Source organism: Leucobacter sp. NPDC015123 (genome assembly GCF_043080205.1).
GTDB classification, from domain to species: domain Bacteria; phylum Actinomycetota; class Actinomycetes; order Actinomycetales; family Microbacteriaceae; genus Leucobacter; species Leucobacter aridicollis_A.
The window spans coordinates 128,699-146,631 of the sequence record NZ_JBIBVH010000002.1 but is presented as its reverse complement, the minus strand read 5'-3'; the positions used below and the strand labels follow the sequence as shown (position 1 = coordinate 146,631).

The following is a 17,933-nucleotide window of genomic DNA, read 5'->3' as shown; positions in this document are numbered from 1 at the left end:
GGCGGCTGCTGCGCTTTCAGGGGCGCAGCAGCCGCTCCGCGAGCCCGCGTGCTGTGAGTACCCAGGCGTCAGTGCCTTCGAGGCCGGACTTCGCCATTGAGCCTTCGAGGAGGAGCGCCAGGTGTGCGGCAAGCTCGTCGGGTGCGTCAGAAATCTCGGCGAGGTGCAGCCGCAGGATCTGCTCGACCTCGTCTTTGTGGGCGCGCACGGCGGCCCGCCCGGGGTGACCGACGGGGAGCTCGGCCGCTGCGTTGAGTAGACCACAGCCCCGCCAGCCATCGCGGTACCCAGCGTTCGCGTGGTCTGCGTACGCGTCGAACACCGCGAGTACCCTGTCTGCGGGGGTGTCGGCGTGCGCGAGACGCGTGGAGAACAAGGCGAGCCACTCCCGGTGTCGCTCCTCGAGATAGGCGGCGATCAGTGTCTCTTTTGACTCGAAGTTGTTGTAGAGACTCTTCTTCGCGACGCCGGCGGTCGCGATGATCGTATCGATGCCGGTTCCAGTCACTCCCTTGGAGTAGAACTCCTCGGCTGCGGCACGAAGTAGTTTGTCGCGCGCCGGTTCGCGTTTCGTGCGGGCTGTGCTTCTGCCGTTCACGTTCTCTCCAAGATCGGTGTCGCGACAAGTGTACCAAGGTAGACCGATCTGTCTACTATGCTTGACGAATGCGCAATTCCACTCACACCCGCCCCGGGCTCGGGGTCGTGCTTGTCCTCGCGGCGTCGGTTCTCTGGGGAACAACGGGCACGGCGGCGACGTTCGCGCCCGAGGTTGGTCCGCTGGCGATCGGCGCCGTTGCGCTCGGCGTCGGCGGGTTGCTGCAGGCGGTGGTCGCCGGGCGCGGCCTTGTGCGTGCGCTCCCACAGTTGCGAGCGCGATGGGCGCTCGTACTCTTTGGCGGGCTTGGTGTTTTCGCGTACCCACTCGCGTTCTACAGCAGCATGCACACCGCCGGGGTGACGATTGGCACTGTCGTCTCGCTTGGCTCCGCGCCAGTGTTTGCTGCGCTGCTCGACTGGGCGACCGATCGGAAGCGGCCATCGCGCCGCTGGCTCGTGGCCGCAGTGCTCGGCCTTGCGGGTATGGCCGTTCTCAGCGTGTTTGGCGGTCACGGGAATTCGGGTGGCACGGGTCAGGTAGGTCTCGGCGTCGGACTCGGCCTAGTCGCTGGCGTGAGCTACGCCGGGTACGCATGGGCTGCTCATAGGCTGATCGGGCCCGGCGTCGACTCCCGCGTCGCGATGGGTGCGGTGTTCGGGTTCGGCGGGTTGCTGCTCATGCCTGTGCTCTTCGCAACGGGAGGCCCACTTGTGAGCTCGTGGCAAGCGTTTGGGGTCGGCACGTACATGGCGCTCGTGCCGATGTTTCTCGGCTATGTGCTGTTCGGGCTCGCGCTCAGACACATCGATGCGACCTCGGCGACAGTGCTGACCCTGTCGGAGCCTGTGATTGCGGCAGGGTTCGCCGCGGTGATCGTCGGTGAGCGTCTCGCCGCAGGAGGTATTGCGGGCGTCGTGCTCATCGGTGCGAGCCTGGTGCTGTTCGCTCTGCCCGCGCGCAGGCACCTCAGCTGAACGCAGCAGCGTTCTCACGGGGGTTCGATCGTGCGGCGGAGCTCACCGCTTCTGGCGTCGCTACTTGCGCTTCGCCCGCCGGCGCTCGGCCTTCTCACGCTCACGCTTCTCGGCGGCCGCCTGCAGTTGAGCGCCACGAGAGTTCGGTTTGAGCTTGGGCTTCGCCTTCGCTTTCGGCTGTTGCCTGCGCTTTGGCTCCTTCGGAGCCGTCTGCGCGTCGGCCTGCACGCCGCGCGAGGACCGCGCAGTGCGGCCGCGCATGACCCCGGCGAGGTGCTGCATGTCGGGGGCGTCTCGCTCGACAGGCCAGCTCGCCCAGATCGAACCACCGACGATCGGCTCCTCAAGCCTGACGGTCAGGTGGGCGTGCTTATCGACGATGTGCCTGGCGAGCGGCGCAGGCATGAGGATGCCACCGAGCCCAGTCGCGACGATGTCGAGCGCGGCGTGCACGTCGGCAGGCATCCATGCTGGGTCCTCCCACGCCTCGGCGGCGGGCCAGTCGGGCGCGTGGTCGGGGTGGTCGAGGAGTCTCACCTCGGCAAGATCAGCGATCGATACTGACTCCCTGCCCGTGAAATCGTGTCCCTTTGGGAGCACGAGCGCGACGGCTTCGTCGTACAGCCGGAGCGCATGGTGGGTGCGTGCTGCGCCGTCGTCGGCCCCCACCGGAGTCCCGCCCGGAGCAGTTCGTTCGAGGATCATGTCGAAGTCGGCGGCATGTTCGGGCCTGCCGTATGGCTTCGGAAACGGCACAATGCTGAGCGGCTGCTCCGGCGAGATCGCGTTCCAGCGCCTGACCCACTTGCTGGGGGCGACCCCGCGCGTGAAGCCAAGTTGGATCTCGGCTGCGGCGGTGGGTTCGGGAGTATCGGTCACAGCACTACCTCTGCATAGATTTCATGGGAATAGGGCAGCCGCGCTGCCGAGAGCGCGATGCGGTACTCGTCGGGTGACTCGACCCGCCTGAGTGGCGTGCCCTCCTCGCGATAGTGCGGAAGTGCGAGCCGTTCATGCCCTTGGGGCGGCATGCCGCTCGCGGGAACGACTCGCCACCAGCTCACCGAGTGGCCGTACAGGGCCATCACGCGGCCTACGGCGCGCGGGGCCTCAGAACCAACCGCGATCCCTACATCACCGTACGTCATCACTCTGCCAGCGGGGATCCGCTCGACAATCGCAAGCACCGCTTCGGCGAAATCAGGATCGGGCACGAGGTCTAGCCTACGCCCGCAAGGCCCCGCTGGCGGTTAGATACCCGAGACTCCCAGCAGCTTTCCGATCGTGTAGGTCGCCGCAACAGCGATGCCTCCGAAGAGGAGCTGGCGGCCGGCGCCGGCAAGCCAGTTGCGCTTCGTTGTCGTTGCGGCGAGGCCACCAGCGAGCAGAAGGCCGGCGCCACCGAAGGCGAGACCGAGCCACAGGTTTCCAAATCCGAAGACAAACGGGATGATCGGAATGAATGCGCCGATGCCGAACGAGAGGAGCGATGAGAACGCCGCGACCCACGGGGATGGGCGGTCATCGAGGCTGAGGCCGAGCTCGTGGGCCAGGTGCACGCGCACAGCGCTCTCGCTGTTCGCGTGCACCTGCGACGCCGCGATCTCTGCCGTCTCCCGCTCCATCCCGAGATTCGAGAACAGCACCGTGAGCTCAGCCTGCTCGCCGATCGGGTTGCGGGTGTGCGCCTCGCGTTCGGTGACGACCTCGGCGTCGAGTTGCTCGTTGGCAGTGCGAACGGAGGTGTACTCGCCGAGAGCCATGGAGATCGCACCAGCGATGAGGCCCGAGATTCCTGTAATTGCGACGATCGTGTTTGACGCGCCAGCCGCGGCGATGCCGGCGATGAGACCAATGTTCGAGACGAGGCCGTCCATGGCGCCGAACACCGTCGCGCGGAGCCAGCCCGATGAGACATCGGCATGGCGATGGTCGTAATCGTGTGGGCGGGAAATGTCATCCGATTCGGTGGGTAGGTTCACAATGAGCTCTCTAAGTAAAACGACTGCCGCGTAGCGCTGGCCTGCGGCGCAAAGTGCAACGTTAACAGGGATTTTGCCTGAGGGAATAGCCCGTTTGTGACCTCGGTAAACCTGTGATTTTGAGTTCGGCTGAACGAACTTTCGCTCGCGGTGCGACGCTTTCTTAGAGCACCGTTATCGAGGTCGCTTGCCACCGCCCTCGAATCGCCTCGAAGCGGATGGCGACGGCTCGGGATCTGCTGGGGGTGAGGAGGACCACTGCCGCCTCCGTCACCCAGGCCGTCGGGCTCGTGGCGCGGACGCGCCCGACGACTGGCACGATGCGACGGGTGTCGTGATAGAGCGACCTGCGTTCAACGTTGAGGCGCCGCACCTCATCCAGTTCATCGGCGACCCGTGTCGTGACCCACTTGCCGAGCTGGGCGACCTGGCGTGTTCCCTCGACTGCCTCGAACGCGAAGACTGCGATCGCGCCGATCACTCGTGCCTCAAGTTGGGCAAGCACGCCGATCTGCGGCAGATCAGGCAATGCGGCCGATCCTGGTGGGTCGACATCGAGTGCACGGAGCGGTCGCGGGGGCGCTTCTCCATCGCCGTGTTCGAGTGGTTCGCTGGAAAGCGGCATGCTCATGAAAGGGACTCCCTGGCTCGGGCGAAATGACCCGCTGTCCCCTCGGCGGCTGAACTGTGAACCTTACGGTACGGGCGGCGCGTACGAACGGGTCAAGTGCGTGCTTCGACGTGGTGCTTTGCTTCCTGGCAGTTGCGTGCCGGGTGACTGCGAAAGCGAGTTGCGAGCAGCGGGGAAAACGGTGTCGCGTGCCCTAGGCTTAGACCGTGGCGACCCTTCGAAACCTTGCAACAAAGTACTCGGATCTCACGGAAGAGGAACTCGAGTGGCTTGAGCTGCTCGCGCTCGACCTTCCACTGCTCGCCGACGTCGCGCTCAGCGATATTGTGCTGTGGGTCCCGTCTGAGAACGGCGACTACTTGGCCGTCGCGCACAGCCGACCTGCCGGGTACATCACGCTGTTCTACCGCGACGTGATCGGTGATTTCCTTCGGCCCGAGTGGCGTGAGGTCGTCGAGCAGGCGCTCGAGACCGGCAAGCCGGCTGCTTCGACTTCTCCCGCGTGGTACGAAGAGAACCCGATGAAGCTGACGGCGTACTCGATCAGCCGCCGCGACAGCCAGGGCAAGGTCTTCGGCCCGTTCGCCGTCGCGACGGTGCACACGAGCGCCCACGACACGCAGCATGCGTCACGTATCGCGGCCGCCTTTAGGGAGGTTGCGAACGACCTCCTCGGAATGATCCAGACCGGCGCGTTTCCCAACCCCGGTGGAGTCGGCGGACAGCAGGGCGCTCCGCGTGCAACTGATGGGCTCGTTCGGGTGAACCTTGAGGGCATTGCGACGTTTGTGAGCCCGAATACGCAGACAACCTTCACGATGCTTGGCTACCGCGATGAGATCGAAGATCAGAACTTCTCAGAGGTGCTCTCTGAGGTGCTGAAGGGGCAGTTCGATACGAACGAGTCGCTACCGCTCATCAGCCAGGGCAAGGTCGCCAAGCGAACGGAGATCTTCGCCCGAGGGCTGTCGGTTGCGATGCGATCAATTCCCGTGTTCCGCGATGGCGAGCGGATCGGTGGGGTCGTGCTCACCCGCGACGTGAGCGAGCTCAGGCAGCAAGCCCAGGAGCTCATCACCAAGGATGCGACAATTCGCGAGATCCACCACCGGGTGAAGAACAACCTCCAGACTGTCGCTTCACTACTCCGTGTGCAGGCCCGGAGGGCCCGGAGTGAAGAAGCAAAGCAGGTACTCGGCCAGGCGATGCGCCGCGTCGCCGCGATCGCAGTGGTGCACGACACCCTGTCGACGGGGCTCGCGCAGATCGTCGACTTCGACGTCGTGTTTGAGCGAGTGCTCGGGCTCGCAGCCGAGGTTGCAAGCCTGCACGGGACCACGGTTCATCCGCGGAAGGAAGGCGAGTTCGGCGAGCTGCCGTCGGAGTACGCAACACCGCTCGCGCTCGCGCTCACCGAGATCGTCACGAACGCTGTCGAGCACGGGCTCGCCGGGCGCGAGGGCGAAGTGTTCATTCGGGCCGACCGTACTCCGGAGCGGCTGGCCGTTGAGGTCATTGACACAGGAACGGGGCTACCAGGCGGCACCGTGGGCGACGGGCTCGGCACGCAGATCGTGCGTACCCTCATCGAGGGTGAGCTCGGCGGGACGATCCAGTGGGGCGCAGACGTTGCTGGCGGAACCCGCGTGGCGATTGATATTCCGCTGCACTGGCTCGCCGCGCAGACCCGGCCGATTGCGAAGGTCGAGCGCTAGCGAGCTAACACGACGGGGCTAGGGTGTGTCGGTCTAGTGTTTCTGGGTAGAGCTGGGAACCTGGAACCGGGTCACGTTTCCAGCTCGTCTCAGACGATCAATGGGCATTGATTGCAGACCTGATGCCCGGCCTGACCGGGAAGAAAGGGCGCCCGTTCGCTGATGCCCGCACGATGATCGAGGCAATCATCTACCGGTATCGGTGCGGGATCGCGTGGCGTGACCTCCCCGAAGTGTTCGGGCCGCACCAGACGGTGTGGCAGTGGCACAAGCGCATGGCCGATGACGGCGTCTGGGATCGAGTACAGGCCCGCCTGCTCGAGCATGCTGACCGGGCCGGTTTGATCGACTGGGATATCTCCGTGGACTCCACGATCGCCGGGGCGCACCAACACGCGACGAATATTACGCGCCTCAACAGGGGCTTCGTCGAATTACAAGAATCTTCTGACCGAGCCAGCTGATCACGCGATCGGCCGCTCCCGGGGTGGCTTGTCGACGAAGACGCATCAGCTGGTTGTTGGGAGAGGTCTGCCGCGTGTGACGATCTGCTCGGCGGGGCAGGATGGCGATTCACCGATACTCATTCCGTTGCTGGAGCATTTGCGGGTCGGGCGCCGGTGCCGTCCCGACGCGGTGCTTGGCGATAAGGCGTACTCGTCGCAAGTGAATCGTTCACACCTGCGTAAGCGTGGCATCGAGGCTGTGATCCCTGAACCGCGGGAACAGACGCGCCCTAGCCTTTTGCGCCGGCTCCGGCCAGTGAGTTGGCGCCGGCGCCGGCCGAGGCCGCATCTCGCCTCCGAGACCGCATCCCCTGTCGTGGCAGGGTGAGCGGTCTCGGTGGTCGTAGGCGGTCTCGAGCCTGGTGCGGTGCCCTCGCCGGGCCTAAGGGGGCCCAAACCACGACACGCAAGGTCGCCAGCCGGCGCCTAGGGCATGTCTCGCAATTGAGCTTGCCGTCGCGCCCCGCTCTGCCGCGCCCCGCATCGTTGTCGGCGTGCGCACATAGCACCACTATGAGCGCCCACCTCCGCCTCACGGTGCGCGGCAGTTCGGGCCGCTTGGGGCAGACCTCGTTTACGAGACATGCCCTAGTTCTTGTCGCGCGACGTGCGCACGAGCACGGCTACGCCGACGACGAGGAGCAGTGTCCCGAGCCCAAGAATCGTGGTGATGAGCCACGTGGTCACGTCGATCGACCCTCCAGCCGCGCGCACCGCGACGTAGGCGCAGAACACAAGGATGAGTGCGCCCCAGACGATCGGGCTTGTTCGCGGTCTCGGCTTGCGCGCGGCCGTCTGGACGGGGGCTGGGGCCGCTGCCGGGTGGACCTGAGGCGGTGTGGGCTGGCCCGAAGGATACGTGTGGGCGTACCCGGCGCCAGGCGTGAACTGACCTGTCGTCGATAGGGGCGGGACTGGCGGCACCGGAGGAATCGGTGGGAGCTCAGTGGCTGGCGCTGAGTCGTCCGCGAGTTGCGCGGCCGGAGCCGTGCCGCCAGGCTGCTCAGCCGCGAGACCCGGGGTACCTGTCTGTTCTGCGTCGCCCGGCGCCGGCTCGGGTACTGGGGTCGTCTCGGTGCTCATCGTGCGAGCTCCTTCTCTAGCTTTGCGATCTCGTCGCGGGTGAAGTCAAGCGTATTTTCGAGCCGCTCCTGGCGCACCTCGCTGAGGCCCGGCTCATCAAGTTCAGAGCGCAAAGTGCTCTCTTCCTCGCGAAGGTCGGTCAGCTCCTCGCGCAGATCCGCGCGGTTCGCCGTCGCGCTGTCGGCCGCGCGTTTCAAGCTCTCGTTTGAAGCTGGCGCTTCTTCCACTCGCACGCTACCGGCGAGAAGGTAGACAGTCACCCGTGCGGCGTCGTCATCGCGATCGACACGGGTGTCAATCGTGCGAGAGAGGAACGGTCCGGCTGCCGATGAGGATCCTGTGCTGAGCTCGGACGCGTCGAGCGAGCCCGCGAGCAGTCGGATGGTGAGGAGTACAGGCTCGTCCTCGGGGAGCGTGATTACCGAGCGGCCAGCGAGCTGCCACACTTCCATGTCGCTCGCACCGTTCACGTCGTCGAGCGTCGTGAGGTCGACATCGGTTGTGCCAGCGATGAGCACGGATCCTGGATCGTCTGCCGTCACGAGCGCAGTGCCAAACGGCTGGAAGCGTGAGCCGTCGGGAATGATTGACGTGAACAGGAGCGCGATCACGCCGCAGGCCGCGAGGAAGCCCACCCAGCCGGTGTGGCGGCCCCGAATACCAGCGACGATGAGCGAGACCGCGAGGACTCCGGTGGCCCCGAGCAGAGCTGCGGTGAGTACCAGATTCTGGTTCAACTGCATGTCGAACGCGATGTATGCCGCGCCGCCCGCTGCAAGCAACGCGATGGCGAGAGTGATGACGACGTGTGCGGCGCCAAGTTTCATGAGATCGTGCTGTGCTGCGTAGCGTGCACTCCACTCATCCGCCTGACGGCCGACGTCCTCGCTCCACTTCGTTGCCTTCTCGCTTGCGCGCTCGGCGCTGTCCGCGATGCGCTGCGTCCAATCTGGTGCAGGCTGGGGGAGCTGCGTCGTCGGGGGCTGATCCTGCTGCGGTGCCGCTCCCGCAAACGGCGCGTCAGTTGATGCCGCACTGGGAGGAGATGCGAACGCGTGGGTAGCCTGCGCGTCGGCCGCGCCCCCTGTCGTTGGCGGGGTGGCCCAGGACTGACCCGGGGCGGCCGACCACGAGGCTCCCTCACCAAATGACTGCTGCCCGTTCGGCGATTGAGCCTGTGATTCGTCGCGCACCCGGCGGCCGCGTTCCAGGAAGAGCCTGCTGATCAAGAACCCTGCGACTGCGATGACACCGATCCACACGAGGACCGAGATTGTCGTGACAAGCCAGTGTGGCAGACCGAAGGCGTTCCACAGGTTCCAGCCGCCGATCGTTGTGAAGCCGAGGATCCTGAAGAAGACCGGAAGGACGACGAAGACGCCGACCGCGACAGTTGCTACGACCGCCGCGGTCCCTGCTCGCCCCCGGAATACCTCCTCGAGGTGGATCTTGCCGCCCTGATCTGGAAGCAATAGCCAGCCCGCGAGGTAGAGCACGATACCTGGGCCGCCGAGCACAGCGAGTACGACGAAGATGCCGCGCACGATGATCGGATCGATTCCGGCGCGCATCGCAATGCCGCCCGCGACGCCGGCAAACCAGCGGTCGCCTCCCCGGCCGATGCCGAGGCCACGGATCCAAGCGAAGAAGCCGGCGCCGAACGGCGCGTTCTGGGGTGCGCCGCCCGGGGCGCTGCCGTGAGGAGGGGGTGTCTGGTTCATACTTCGAGTGTGCCCCGGGCAGGCGCCTCGGGGCTATGAGGGTTCACCCTGAGCCCACCCTGGTTTGTAGCCCTGAGGCCCCCGTCCGGGGGTACTCAGTGCTTTGATAGGTGCATGGCAAGTTCGAACCCGACCCCGCGACTCCTCACGCGCTCGCCGTCCGAGCGGCTGCTCGCCGGGGTGTGCGGTGGGCTTGCTGAGCACCTGAGGGTTCCGGTGCTTGCCGTGCGGATCGGCATGCTGCTGGCGTTGCTTGCCGGCGGCGCGGGCGGCATCTTGTACCTCTGGTTGTGGGCAACTGTTCCGCTCGCCGAGCAGGACACGCGGGTCGCGCCCATGCGGAGCGCGCTCACGCGCGGAACGTTGTGGCCGGGCGCGGCAGGGGTCCAGCTACCCTCCGCGCCACACCCTCCGAAGCGACAAGCTCCGTCTGCGCACGAGAAACAGGACTGGCCTGCGTCGACGCCGCAGGTGGACCCTGAGGCTGCGTCACGAGCGGTGATGAGCGCTGCTACGGAGCACGTGTCGCCTCGTGCGCAGCACGCAGAGATGCATCCCCAGGTCGCTGGGGCACCGGCCAGGCCCGCCGACCCAACACGCCAACGCACGCGGTGGCCGGTTGCTGAGCTTCTCTTCGGCACCTGTCTGCTCGTCGTTGGGGTGCTGCTCGTCGTCCAACGATTCGGGATCGAGCTGCGCCTGTCGATCATTCTCCCTGGACTCGCCGTGCTTGTCGGTGTGGGCCTGACCTGGTGGCAGATCGCCGATCGAAACCGGCCGGAGTCGAACCCCGTTCCCCGCGTGCTCGGTGCACTTTCCCTCGTTGCGGTTGGGGTGCTCATGTTCTTCGTGACAGCCGAGAGCCCGAGCGTGTGGACAGTGATCGCCGCTGCCCTTGCTGCGCTAGCGGGCGTCGCGCTCGCAATCGCCCCGTGGCTGTTGCGCTTGAACCGAGAGCTCATCGCGGAGCGGGCAGGCCGCGAACGTGAGGCTGAGCGGTCTGAGATCGCTGCGCACCTGCACGACTCGGTCCTCCAGACCCTTGCGCTGATTCAGCAGCGGTCGGCCCCAGGGAGCGAGGTCGCGCGAATCGCGCGCGGCCAGGAGCGGGAGCTGCGTGAGTGGCTGTTCCGCGCCGCCGACGGTGGGGTAACCGCACCGAAGGAGACGGCCCTCGAGGAGCTGCGGGCGCACTCGGCCGCGCTCGAGGACGCGCACCCGGTGCGGTTTGAGATCGTCGGCGTTGGAGCAGAGGTTGTCGTGCCGGAGCCGATCGTCGCTGCGGCGCGAGAGGCGATGCTGAACGCCGCGCAGCACGCGGGCGGGGACGTGACGGTGTATGCGGAGGTCAGCCCCGCGCGCGTCTCGATCGATGTCACTGACAGAGGGCCGGGACTCGATCCTGATCGCCTCCCCGAGGGGCGCATGGGTGTGCGCGATTCCATCGTTGGCCGGATGGCGCGTGCGGGTGGGACTGCGAAGATTGTTCCAGGGCCCGGCGGCAGCGGCACATCGGTGCGCCTTGAGATGCCACGGGAACAGAAAACGGACGCTGCGGGCGACGCAGGGACAGGAGTTGCTTCGTGAGTGAGACCACGAACGACGTGACCGCGATCACGGTCGTGATCGTTGATGACCACCAGATCTTTCGCACCGGGCTCAGGGCCGAGCTCGGCCCTGAGATCGAGGTTGTTGGGGAGGCCGCGACTGTCGACGAGGCCGTCGCGCTCATTCCCGGGCTCGCGCCCGACGTCGTGTTGCTCGACGTACATTTGCCTGGCGGCGCTGGCGGCGGCGGCGCGGAAGTGTTGCAGCGCCTGGCTGGCGTGAGCGCGAATACCCGGTTTCTCGCGTTGAGTGTCTCGGACGCTGCGGACGATGTCGTCAGTGTCATCAGAGCCGGCGCTCGGGGATACCTCACGAAGACGGCCTCGGGGTCCGAGGTGACTGCCGCCGCGCTCCGCGTTCGGGGCGGCGACGCCGTGTTCTCACCTCGCCTGGCGGGTTTCGTGCTTGACGCGTTCGGCACGGGCCTCGGTGAGACTGCTGCCGCCGATGACGAGCTCGATAGGCTCACCGCCCGCGAGCAGGAGGTCATGCGCATGATCGCGCGCGGATACGCCTACAAAGAGGTTGCAGCCGAGCTCTTTTTGTCGGTGAAGACTGTCGAGACGCACGTGTCGAGCGTGCTGCGCAAGCTGCAGCTCTCGAACCGGCACGAGCTCACCGCGTGGGCGCTGTCCAAACGCCTCCTCTAGCCCGGCAGTCGATGCTGCGCTTTCGAGCGGCAGGCGATGGGGAGTTGTGGGGGAAATCACACTCAGGCTACAGTCGGTACCGAGCGATTGATCGGTCGGCACGAGGTGTTCGTCCCTGCGCTCTCACTGAACGATGGAGTTTGACATGACGGAAACGAAGACCCTCCCGCTCGCGGGGAAGACCGCAATCGTGACAGGCGCGAGCCGGGGGATCGGCCTCGCCATCGCCGCCAGGCTCGCTGCCGACGGCGCAAATGTGTGTATCACCGCGCGGACCGAGGATGCGTTGCTTGCTGCCGCAGCAACGCTCCCAGAGGGGCAAGTAATGGCAGTCGCGGGCAAAGCAGATGACCCGGAGCATCGTGCGGAAGTTATGGACCGCGTCGCCGCGGCCTGGGGTCGCCTCGACATTCTCGTCAACAACGCTGGCATCAACCCCATCTACGGCAAGCTCATCGAGGTTGACCTCGCAGCCGCGCGCAAGATCATTGAGGTGAACATCGTCTCGACCCTCGCCTGGTCGCAGGCCGCTTACAGACACGAGGGCCTCGGTTTTGCGCAGCACGGCGGGTCGATCGTGAACCTGTCGTCGGTGACGGGCTACATCCCGTCGCCCGGAATCGGTATGTACGGGGTCACCAAGGCCGCGGTCTGCCATCTGACGACAACGCTCGCAGCAGAGCTTGGCCCAAAGGTTCGCGTGAACGCGGTCGCCCCGGCAGTCGTGAAGACCGACTTCGCCAAGGCGCTCTATGAAGGTCGCGAGGACGACGTCGCGGCCGCCTACCCGCTGAAACGCCTCGGCACCCCTGAAGACATCGCCGGGGCCGTCGCGTACCTCGTATCGCCCGACGCTGCCTGGGTTTCGGGGCAGACGCTCGTGCTTGACGGCGGGCTGCTCTCGGTCGGGGGTGCAGCGTGACAGTGTCGCTCCCCGAGCCCTACGAGGCGATTCGGCTGCGCACACGGGAGTTCATCCGCACTGTCGTTGTCCCAGCCGAGCCCAAGCCCGGAACGACGTTGCCTGACGAGACGAGGCTGTCGCTCATGCGGCAGGCACGTGAGGCTGGAGTGTTCGCGCCCCACCTCGCGACAGAGTACGGCGGGCAGGGCGTGCCCCTCGAACACTGGCCCGCGATCTTCACGGAGGCGGGCTACTCGCCGATCGGGCCAGCTGTGCTGAACTGCATGGCACCCGATGAGGGCAACATGCACATGCTCGAGCTCATCGCCACCGACGCGCAGAAAGAGCGCTACCTGCGCCCACTCGGGGAGGGGACGGTGCGGTCGTGTTTTGGAATGACAGAACCGCACCCGGGCGCCGGGTCGGATCCGCGCGCGCTCCGATCTACTGCCGAACGCGTCGCGGGCGGCTGGCGGCTCAACGCCCACAAACGCTTCATCAGCGGCGCCGAGGGGGCTGCATACTGCATTCTCATGGTGCGCACCCCAGCAGTTCCAGAGGAGGGGTTCCCCGAGGGAGCCACGATGTTTCTCGTTGACATGGATCACCCAAGCGTGCGCGTGGGGAACCCGATTAAAGCGATCGATACCGCGATCGCTGGCGGGCACCCGCACGTCTATTTCGAGGACTGCGTTGTCGCCGACGACGCCGTTCTCGGGGCCCCTGGAGAGGGGTTCAGCTACGCGCAGGTCAGGCTGGGCCCAGCGCGGCTCACACACTGCATGCGGTGGCTCGGCCTTGCCAAGCGAGCACAGGACATCGCCCTTGACCGGGCGGCAAGTCGAGAGCTGTTTGGGTCGCCGCTGCGAAGCCTCGGTGTCGCACAAGACATGCTTGCGCAGTCGGAGATCGACATCGCAACCTCGGAGGCGATTATCGATCGCACTGCCGCCCTGCTTGAACGAGACCCCGAGACAGGTGCGGCGCTCTCGGGCGTCGCGAAGGTGCACTGCTCAGACGCGATCGGCAGGATCATCGACCGCGCGATCCAGATCTGCGGTGGCGACGGGGTGACAGACGCGCTGCCGCTCGCCTCGTACGCGAACGAGGTCCGCCCGTTCCGTATCTACGACGGCTCGAACGAAACCCATAAGTGGGCGATCGCGAAGCGCGCATCATCGCGCAGGCGCCGTGAGGTTGAGGCGGGCGCGCCGCGCCTCGACGGCGTCGACGAGCATGGCGCCGACACCTGGGGTGTGCTGTGACTCGCGCTGAGATGGACTCCGAGGTCGTCGCGACGCTCGCCGACGCCGCAGGCTTCACCATGCCGCCCCTTCTCGTCCTTGACCGCGTTGCGGCGTTCCTCGACGAGCACGGCATCGGTGAGGGTGAAATCGCCTGGCGGCGCATCGGCGACGGTCAATCAAACATCACATACCTCATCGACAGGGGAGACACGCGAGTCGTGCTGCGCCGCGGCCCGCGGCCACCGCTACCCAAGTCGACGCACGACATGATCCGCGAGGCGACCGTGCAACAGGGGCTGGGGCGCGTAGGTACGCCAGTTCCCAACATCCTCGCGGTCTGCACCGACCCAGACGTGCTCGGAGTGCCCTTCTACGTGATGGAGTACCTCGACGGCGCGATCCTGCTCGACGAGACGCCCGCAATGTTCGACTCGCCCGCAGGAAGGCGTGGTGCATCGGAGGCGCTTGTCGACACGCTCGTCGAGATACACACTGTCGATCTCGAACGTGCCGGGCTCTCAGGGTTCGGCAGGCCGGACGGGTATCTCGAACGGCAGGTGAAGACCTTTACAGGTCTCGCAACCCAGGTGTCGCAGCGCGAGCTCCCGCTCGTCGCCGAGATTGGCGCGTGGCTTGAACGGCACAGGCCAGCCACGCAACGCACGGCGCTCGTGCACGGTGACTACAGGTTCGGCAACGTGATGTTTCGACCCGAAGGCCCGCCGAGCCTGCTCGCCGTGCTCGACTGGGAGATGGCGACGCTCGGCGACCCGCTCGCCGACCTCGGCTACCTCACCGCAACATACAGCGATCCCGCATCGCCGCGAACGGTGATGGAACTCACGAGCGCGACGCGCGAACCCGGCTACCTGACGCGCGATCAGCTTGCAGAGAGATACGCGTCGGGTACCGGCCTCGACATCAGCGATCTGCGCTGGTACCAAGCGCTCGCGCTCTGGAAGGCTTCAGTCTTTCTCGAAGCGATCTACACGCGCTGGTGCAGGGGCGAACGGCCAGGCGACACCTTCGCGCACACGCTTGAGCTCGCGGTGCCAGAGGTCTTGGAGCAGGCGCAGAAGCTGACCCGCTGAGCTTGCGTCGGGTCCCGGGCGAGCGTTCCGGGGCGCGCCACGCACGCACTCAGCGTACGTGGCGCGCAGCGTCTTGGCAGATACCCGTGTAGATCTCGATGATCTCTTCGACTGAGCTCGGGCCGCCTGGCCTGTACCACTGAGCCACTCCGAGGCAGATATGAGTGATCGCCCGTGCAACGTGGCGGGGCTCGGACGTCTCGAAGATGCCCTCAGAGACGCCAGCCGTCACGACGTCGGTGATGTATTGCTCAACACGGCGGCGTGACTCGATGTGCTGTGCTCGCGGACCAGGCTCGAGCGCGCGGATCTCACTGTAGGTCACGAACGCGACCGCGCCGAACTCGGCATGGAACTCGAGCAGGCATGCAACGAGACGATTGAAGCGGTCGATTGTCGATTCGGCGCTGTCGCGCGCCTGTACGAGCGCGGTGTGCAGCTCGCCCATCGAGACCTCGCAGAGCTTCTCAAGGAGCGCGGCCTTCGATGGGTAATGATGGTACAGGCCAGGCACCGAGAGTCCCGCAGCGCTTGCGATCTGTCGAATCGACGTGCCATGGAAGCCGTTCTGCTCGAAGCACGACAGCGCCGCAGCGCAGCACGCGTCAAAGACGATTTCCTGCGGAAAGTGGGACTCGGTCATGGGTGTCAGACTTCCACGCTTGGGGGCGCCGGTGCAACTGCTGGGGCGTAGCGCCAACCGCGAGTGTGCAAATTTGCGCATGAGTGGTGCGGGAAGAGCCGTTGCAGGGGCGTGGCGGAACGAGCAGCATTGACATCCCGGGGGACGCATCAAGTTAGTCAGTGTCTGAGCTACAAGGAGGTAGCAATGTCAGCGGATTCTTCACGCACCGAACCCACCGGGAAACTCGGGGCGCTGCGCAGAGTCGTCGTTGCCTCGATGGCGGGAACCGTCGTCGAATGGTACGAGTTCTTTCTCTACACGTCAGCGGCGACGCTCGTGTTCAACCTCATCTTCTTTCCGCAGACCGACGAGCCGCTCGACGGGGTAATTGCCGCGTTCGTAACCTACGCCGTCGGTTTCGTCGCCCGCCCGCTCGGCGGTGTCGTGTTCGGCTACTTCGGTGACAAGTACGGTCGTAAGAAGCTGCTGCAGGTCGCCATCATTCTGGTCGGACTCAGCACGTTTCTCATGGGGTGCTTGCCGACATTCCAGACGATCGGTTACTGGGCCCCGGCGCTGCTCGTCACCCTGAGATTTCTCCAGGGGTTCGCCGTCGGCGGGGAGTGGGGCGGCGCCGTGTTGCTCGTCGCCGAACATGCGCCGAAGGATCACCGTGGCTTCTGGGCGAGCTGGCCGCAGGCAGCGCTGCCACTTGGCAACCTGCTCGCGACAATCGTGTTGTGGGTGCTTTCGGGTGTCTTGAGTGCTGACCAGTTCCTGTCCTGGGGTTGGCGCATCGGATTCTGGCTCTCTGTCGTTATTGTCGCCGTCGGCTACTACGTGCGAACGAAGGTCACAGACGCGCCGATCTTCACCGAGTCGCAGGCGATCGAGGTCGTCGCCGAGAAGCGCACGAACGGACTCGTCGAGGTGTTTCGGTACTACCCCCGCCAGGTGTTCACGGCGATGGGTCTTCGGTTCGCCGAGAACATCATGTACTACCTCGTCGTCACCTTTTCGATCACCTACCTCTCGATTCACGTTGGAATGGAGACGACCCCGATCCTCGGGTTCCTGCTCATCGCGCACGCCGTGCAGTTCATCGCGATTCCGCTGATCGGGCGCCTCGCAGATTCGCTCGGCAGGCGTGTGGTGTACGGGATCGGCGCCGTGCTCTCCGCGGGGTGGGGGTTCATCGCCTTCCCGATGTTTGACACACAAAACACGGTGACCATCGTCATTGCGATCGTCATTGGCCTTCTGTGTCACGGCATGATGTACGCCGGGCAGCCGGCGCTCATGGCCGAAATGTTCCCGACGCGCATGCGCTACTCAGGGGTCTCGCTCGGCTACCAGGTGACTTCGATCGTGGCTGGTTCTATCGCCCCGATCATCGCAGCCGAGCTGCTCAAGAGGACAGGGTCGAGCGTACCGGTCGCTGTCTACCTCGCGGCGGCATGCGTCGTGACGCTGGTTGCGGTGGTGTCGCTGCGGGAGACCAAGGGTATTGACCTGAAGCAGCTCGACAACGCCGACCGCGCGCGGTTCGCCTGACGTGGCAGCCTAGCGCGAGCTGCGCACTGCCAGGTGGTGTCAGCTGAGGATGGGCCTCAGCTGACACCCAAGGTCACCCGTTCTGGGCAGACGCCGGCCGATTCGGGGCGGCGTAGTCAACGAGCGCCTGAATCGTGAGTGCGACTGCCGGCTTGCGAAATCCTTCTTCTCGCACGACTGCCCAGTAGTCCACCCGATGCTCATAGTCGGTGGGGAGCACCCGTCGAAGCGCGCCGTGCTGTTCGGCGAGGTAGTCAGGGAGGATCCCGATTCCTGCGGACTCGAGCGTCGCCGACACATGGGCGAAGACACTCGTCGAGCTGATGCTTGGCTTGCCGAGGGGGAGCCGCTGGTGTGCTGCATCGAGTTCGTCGACCTGGAGCGCAGACTCCACGTAGTAGATCAGCCGGTGCTCCGAGAGGTCCTTGAGCGCGAGCGGTTCGCCGTATGTCCCGAGGTAGTCATCGGTCGCGTAGAGCGCGAGTGTGTACCCGGAGAGTCGCAGCGCCGACGCCTTGTAGACCTCGGGCTTGCCCACCACTATCTCGATGTCGACGCCTGACCTGTGCTGCCGCACGCGTTGCGTTGCGGCAATGACCTCGAACGCGACGTCTGGGTGGTTCTCTTGCACCCGTGCGAGGGCGGGAATCGCGCAGGCGGAGCCGAACGCGTCGGGGGTGGCAATCCGAACGAGGCCCGAGATTGTGCTTGGGCTGTCATGCGCGGCAAGTCGTCCGATGGCCGCCTCCATCTCTTCCGCAGCGAGCATTGCCTGATGCCCCAGATCGGTCAGCTCCCAGCCGGTCGGGGTGCGAACGAGAACGCGCTCGCCGAGGCTCTCCTCGAGCGCCGCGAGCCGGCGGGAGACGGTGGAGTGATTGATGCCAAGCGAGTCTGCGGCCGCGGTGTACCGTCCAAGGCGGGCGACCGCGAGGAACGTCATGAGCGCCTCTGGCTGGAGGTCGGGTCGAAGATGTCGCATGCCGCCATTGTGCGTCAGTGCACGGAGCGATTGCAAGAAAGGGTCGTCTCTGTGTATTG

Annotated in this window: 17 protein-coding genes and 1 pseudogene; 9 read left to right on the top strand and 9 right to left on the bottom strand. The window is 65.6% G+C overall.

Features of this window, described 5'->3' with window-relative positions:
* Positions 1 to 16: 16 nt before the first annotated feature.
* Positions 17 to 598 carry a TetR/AcrR family transcriptional regulator gene (locus ACF07D_RS04360; RefSeq protein ID WP_391504026.1) on the bottom strand — a complete coding sequence of 194 codons (582 nt, stop codon included), beginning with the start codon at positions 596 to 598 and terminating at the stop codon, positions 17 to 19.
* A gap of 68 nt (positions 599 to 666) precedes the next feature.
* Here ACF07D_RS04360 and ACF07D_RS04355 point away from each other — a divergent pair, with 68 nt between their 5' ends.
* The gene (locus ACF07D_RS04355; protein WP_391504025.1) at positions 667 to 1,575 is read left to right on the top strand and encodes a DMT family transporter; all 909 of its coding nucleotides are present in this window, start codon (positions 667 to 669) and stop codon (positions 1,573 to 1,575) included.
* 60 nt (positions 1,576 to 1,635) lie between these two features.
* On the opposite strand, the gene ACF07D_RS04350 is transcribed toward ACF07D_RS04355, so the two are convergent.
* From ACF07D_RS04350 to ACF07D_RS04335, 4 genes are all read right to left on the bottom strand, one after another.
* Positions 1,636 to 2,454 (bottom strand): LysR substrate-binding domain-containing protein, encoded by an 819-nt coding sequence (locus ACF07D_RS04350; RefSeq protein WP_391504024.1) that lies wholly within the window; start codon positions 2,452 to 2,454, stop codon positions 1,636 to 1,638.
* Positions 2,451 to 2,789: an MGMT family protein gene (locus ACF07D_RS04345; protein WP_391504023.1), complete on the bottom strand. Its 339-nt coding sequence runs from the start codon at positions 2,787 to 2,789 to the stop codon at positions 2,451 to 2,453. Before ACF07D_RS04345 ends, ACF07D_RS04350 begins: the two co-directional genes overlap by 4 nt.
* A 36-nt stretch (positions 2,790 to 2,825) precedes the next feature.
* Positions 2,826 to 3,557: a VIT1/CCC1 transporter family protein gene (locus ACF07D_RS04340; RefSeq protein WP_391504022.1), complete on the bottom strand. Its 732-nt coding sequence runs from the start codon at positions 3,555 to 3,557 to the stop codon at positions 2,826 to 2,828.
* A gap of 163 nt (positions 3,558 to 3,720) precedes the next feature.
* Entirely contained in the window at positions 3,721 to 4,188 is a 468-nt protein-coding gene (locus tag ACF07D_RS04335) for an Rv3235 family protein (RefSeq protein ID WP_391504021.1), read from the bottom strand.
* A gap of 206 nt (positions 4,189 to 4,394) precedes the next feature.
* On the opposite strand from ACF07D_RS04335, the gene ACF07D_RS04330 reads away from it, so the two are divergent.
* Together ACF07D_RS04330 and ACF07D_RS04325 are read left to right on the top strand one after the other, a co-directional pair.
* A complete protein-coding gene (locus tag ACF07D_RS04330; RefSeq protein ID WP_119284966.1) occupies positions 4,395 to 5,903 on the top strand; it encodes a sensor histidine kinase in 1,509 nt (502 codons plus the stop codon).
* A 122-nt stretch (positions 5,904 to 6,025) separates the two neighbouring features.
* Positions 6,026 to 6,750 (top strand): annotated as a pseudogene (locus ACF07D_RS04325) (IS5 family transposase); the annotation flags it as partial.
* Positions 6,751 to 6,997: 247 nt separating this feature from the next.
* On the opposite strand, the gene ACF07D_RS04320 reads toward ACF07D_RS04325, so the two are convergent.
* Together ACF07D_RS04320 and ACF07D_RS04315 are read right to left on the bottom strand one after the other, a co-directional pair.
* On the bottom strand, positions 6,998 to 7,492 hold the full coding sequence (locus tag ACF07D_RS04320; protein WP_391504020.1) for a hypothetical protein: 495 nt from the start codon (positions 7,490 to 7,492) through the stop codon (positions 6,998 to 7,000).
* Positions 7,489 to 9,213, bottom strand: coding sequence for a PspC domain-containing protein (locus ACF07D_RS04315; protein ID WP_391504019.1), 1,725 nt, complete (start codon positions 9,211 to 9,213; stop codon positions 7,489 to 7,491). Before ACF07D_RS04315 ends, ACF07D_RS04320 begins: the two co-directional genes overlap by 4 nt.
* Positions 9,214 to 9,327: 114 nt before the next feature.
* Between ACF07D_RS04315 and ACF07D_RS04310 the strand changes: the two genes are divergently transcribed.
* From ACF07D_RS04310 to ACF07D_RS04290, 5 genes are all read left to right on the top strand, one after another.
* Positions 9,328 to 10,800 (top strand): PspC domain-containing protein, encoded by a 1,473-nt coding sequence (locus ACF07D_RS04310; protein WP_391504018.1) that lies wholly within the window; start codon positions 9,328 to 9,330, stop codon positions 10,798 to 10,800.
* The gene (locus ACF07D_RS04305; RefSeq protein WP_119284960.1) at positions 10,797 to 11,471 is read left to right on the top strand and encodes a response regulator transcription factor; all 675 of its coding nucleotides are present in this window, start codon (positions 10,797 to 10,799) and stop codon (positions 11,469 to 11,471) included. The genes ACF07D_RS04310 and ACF07D_RS04305 overlap by 4 nt, the downstream gene beginning before the upstream one ends.
* Positions 11,472 to 11,616: 145 nt before the next feature.
* Positions 11,617 to 12,393 carry an SDR family oxidoreductase gene (locus ACF07D_RS04300; protein ID WP_119285080.1) on the top strand — a complete coding sequence of 259 codons (777 nt, stop codon included), beginning with the start codon at positions 11,617 to 11,619 and terminating at the stop codon, positions 12,391 to 12,393.
* On the top strand, positions 12,390 to 13,640 hold the full coding sequence (locus ACF07D_RS04295; RefSeq protein WP_391504017.1) for an acyl-CoA dehydrogenase family protein: 1,251 nt from the start codon (positions 12,390 to 12,392) through the stop codon (positions 13,638 to 13,640). Before ACF07D_RS04300 ends, ACF07D_RS04295 begins: the two co-directional genes overlap by 4 nt.
* Positions 13,637 to 14,713: a phosphotransferase family protein gene (locus ACF07D_RS04290; protein WP_391504016.1), complete on the top strand. Its 1,077-nt coding sequence runs from the start codon at positions 13,637 to 13,639 to the stop codon at positions 14,711 to 14,713. The genes ACF07D_RS04295 and ACF07D_RS04290 overlap by 4 nt, the downstream gene beginning before the upstream one ends.
* Positions 14,714 to 14,762: 49 nt before the next feature.
* Here ACF07D_RS04290 and ACF07D_RS04285 read toward each other — a convergent pair whose 3' ends face one another.
* Positions 14,763 to 15,356 carry a TetR/AcrR family transcriptional regulator gene (locus ACF07D_RS04285; protein WP_391504015.1) on the bottom strand — a complete coding sequence of 198 codons (594 nt, stop codon included), beginning with the start codon at positions 15,354 to 15,356 and terminating at the stop codon, positions 14,763 to 14,765.
* Positions 15,357 to 15,542: 186 nt separating this feature from the next.
* On the opposite strand from ACF07D_RS04285, the gene ACF07D_RS04280 reads away from it, so the two are divergent.
* Complete coding sequence (locus ACF07D_RS04280) at positions 15,543 to 16,892, top strand: MFS transporter (RefSeq protein ID WP_255808365.1); 1,350 nt, start codon at positions 15,543 to 15,545, stop codon at positions 16,890 to 16,892.
* A 73-nt stretch (positions 16,893 to 16,965) separates the two neighbouring features.
* Here ACF07D_RS04280 and ACF07D_RS04275 read toward each other — a convergent pair whose 3' ends face one another.
* Complete coding sequence (locus tag ACF07D_RS04275; RefSeq protein WP_255808364.1) at positions 16,966 to 17,874, bottom strand: LysR family transcriptional regulator; 909 nt, start codon at positions 17,872 to 17,874, stop codon at positions 16,966 to 16,968.
* Positions 17,875 to 17,933 lie beyond the last annotated feature (59 nt).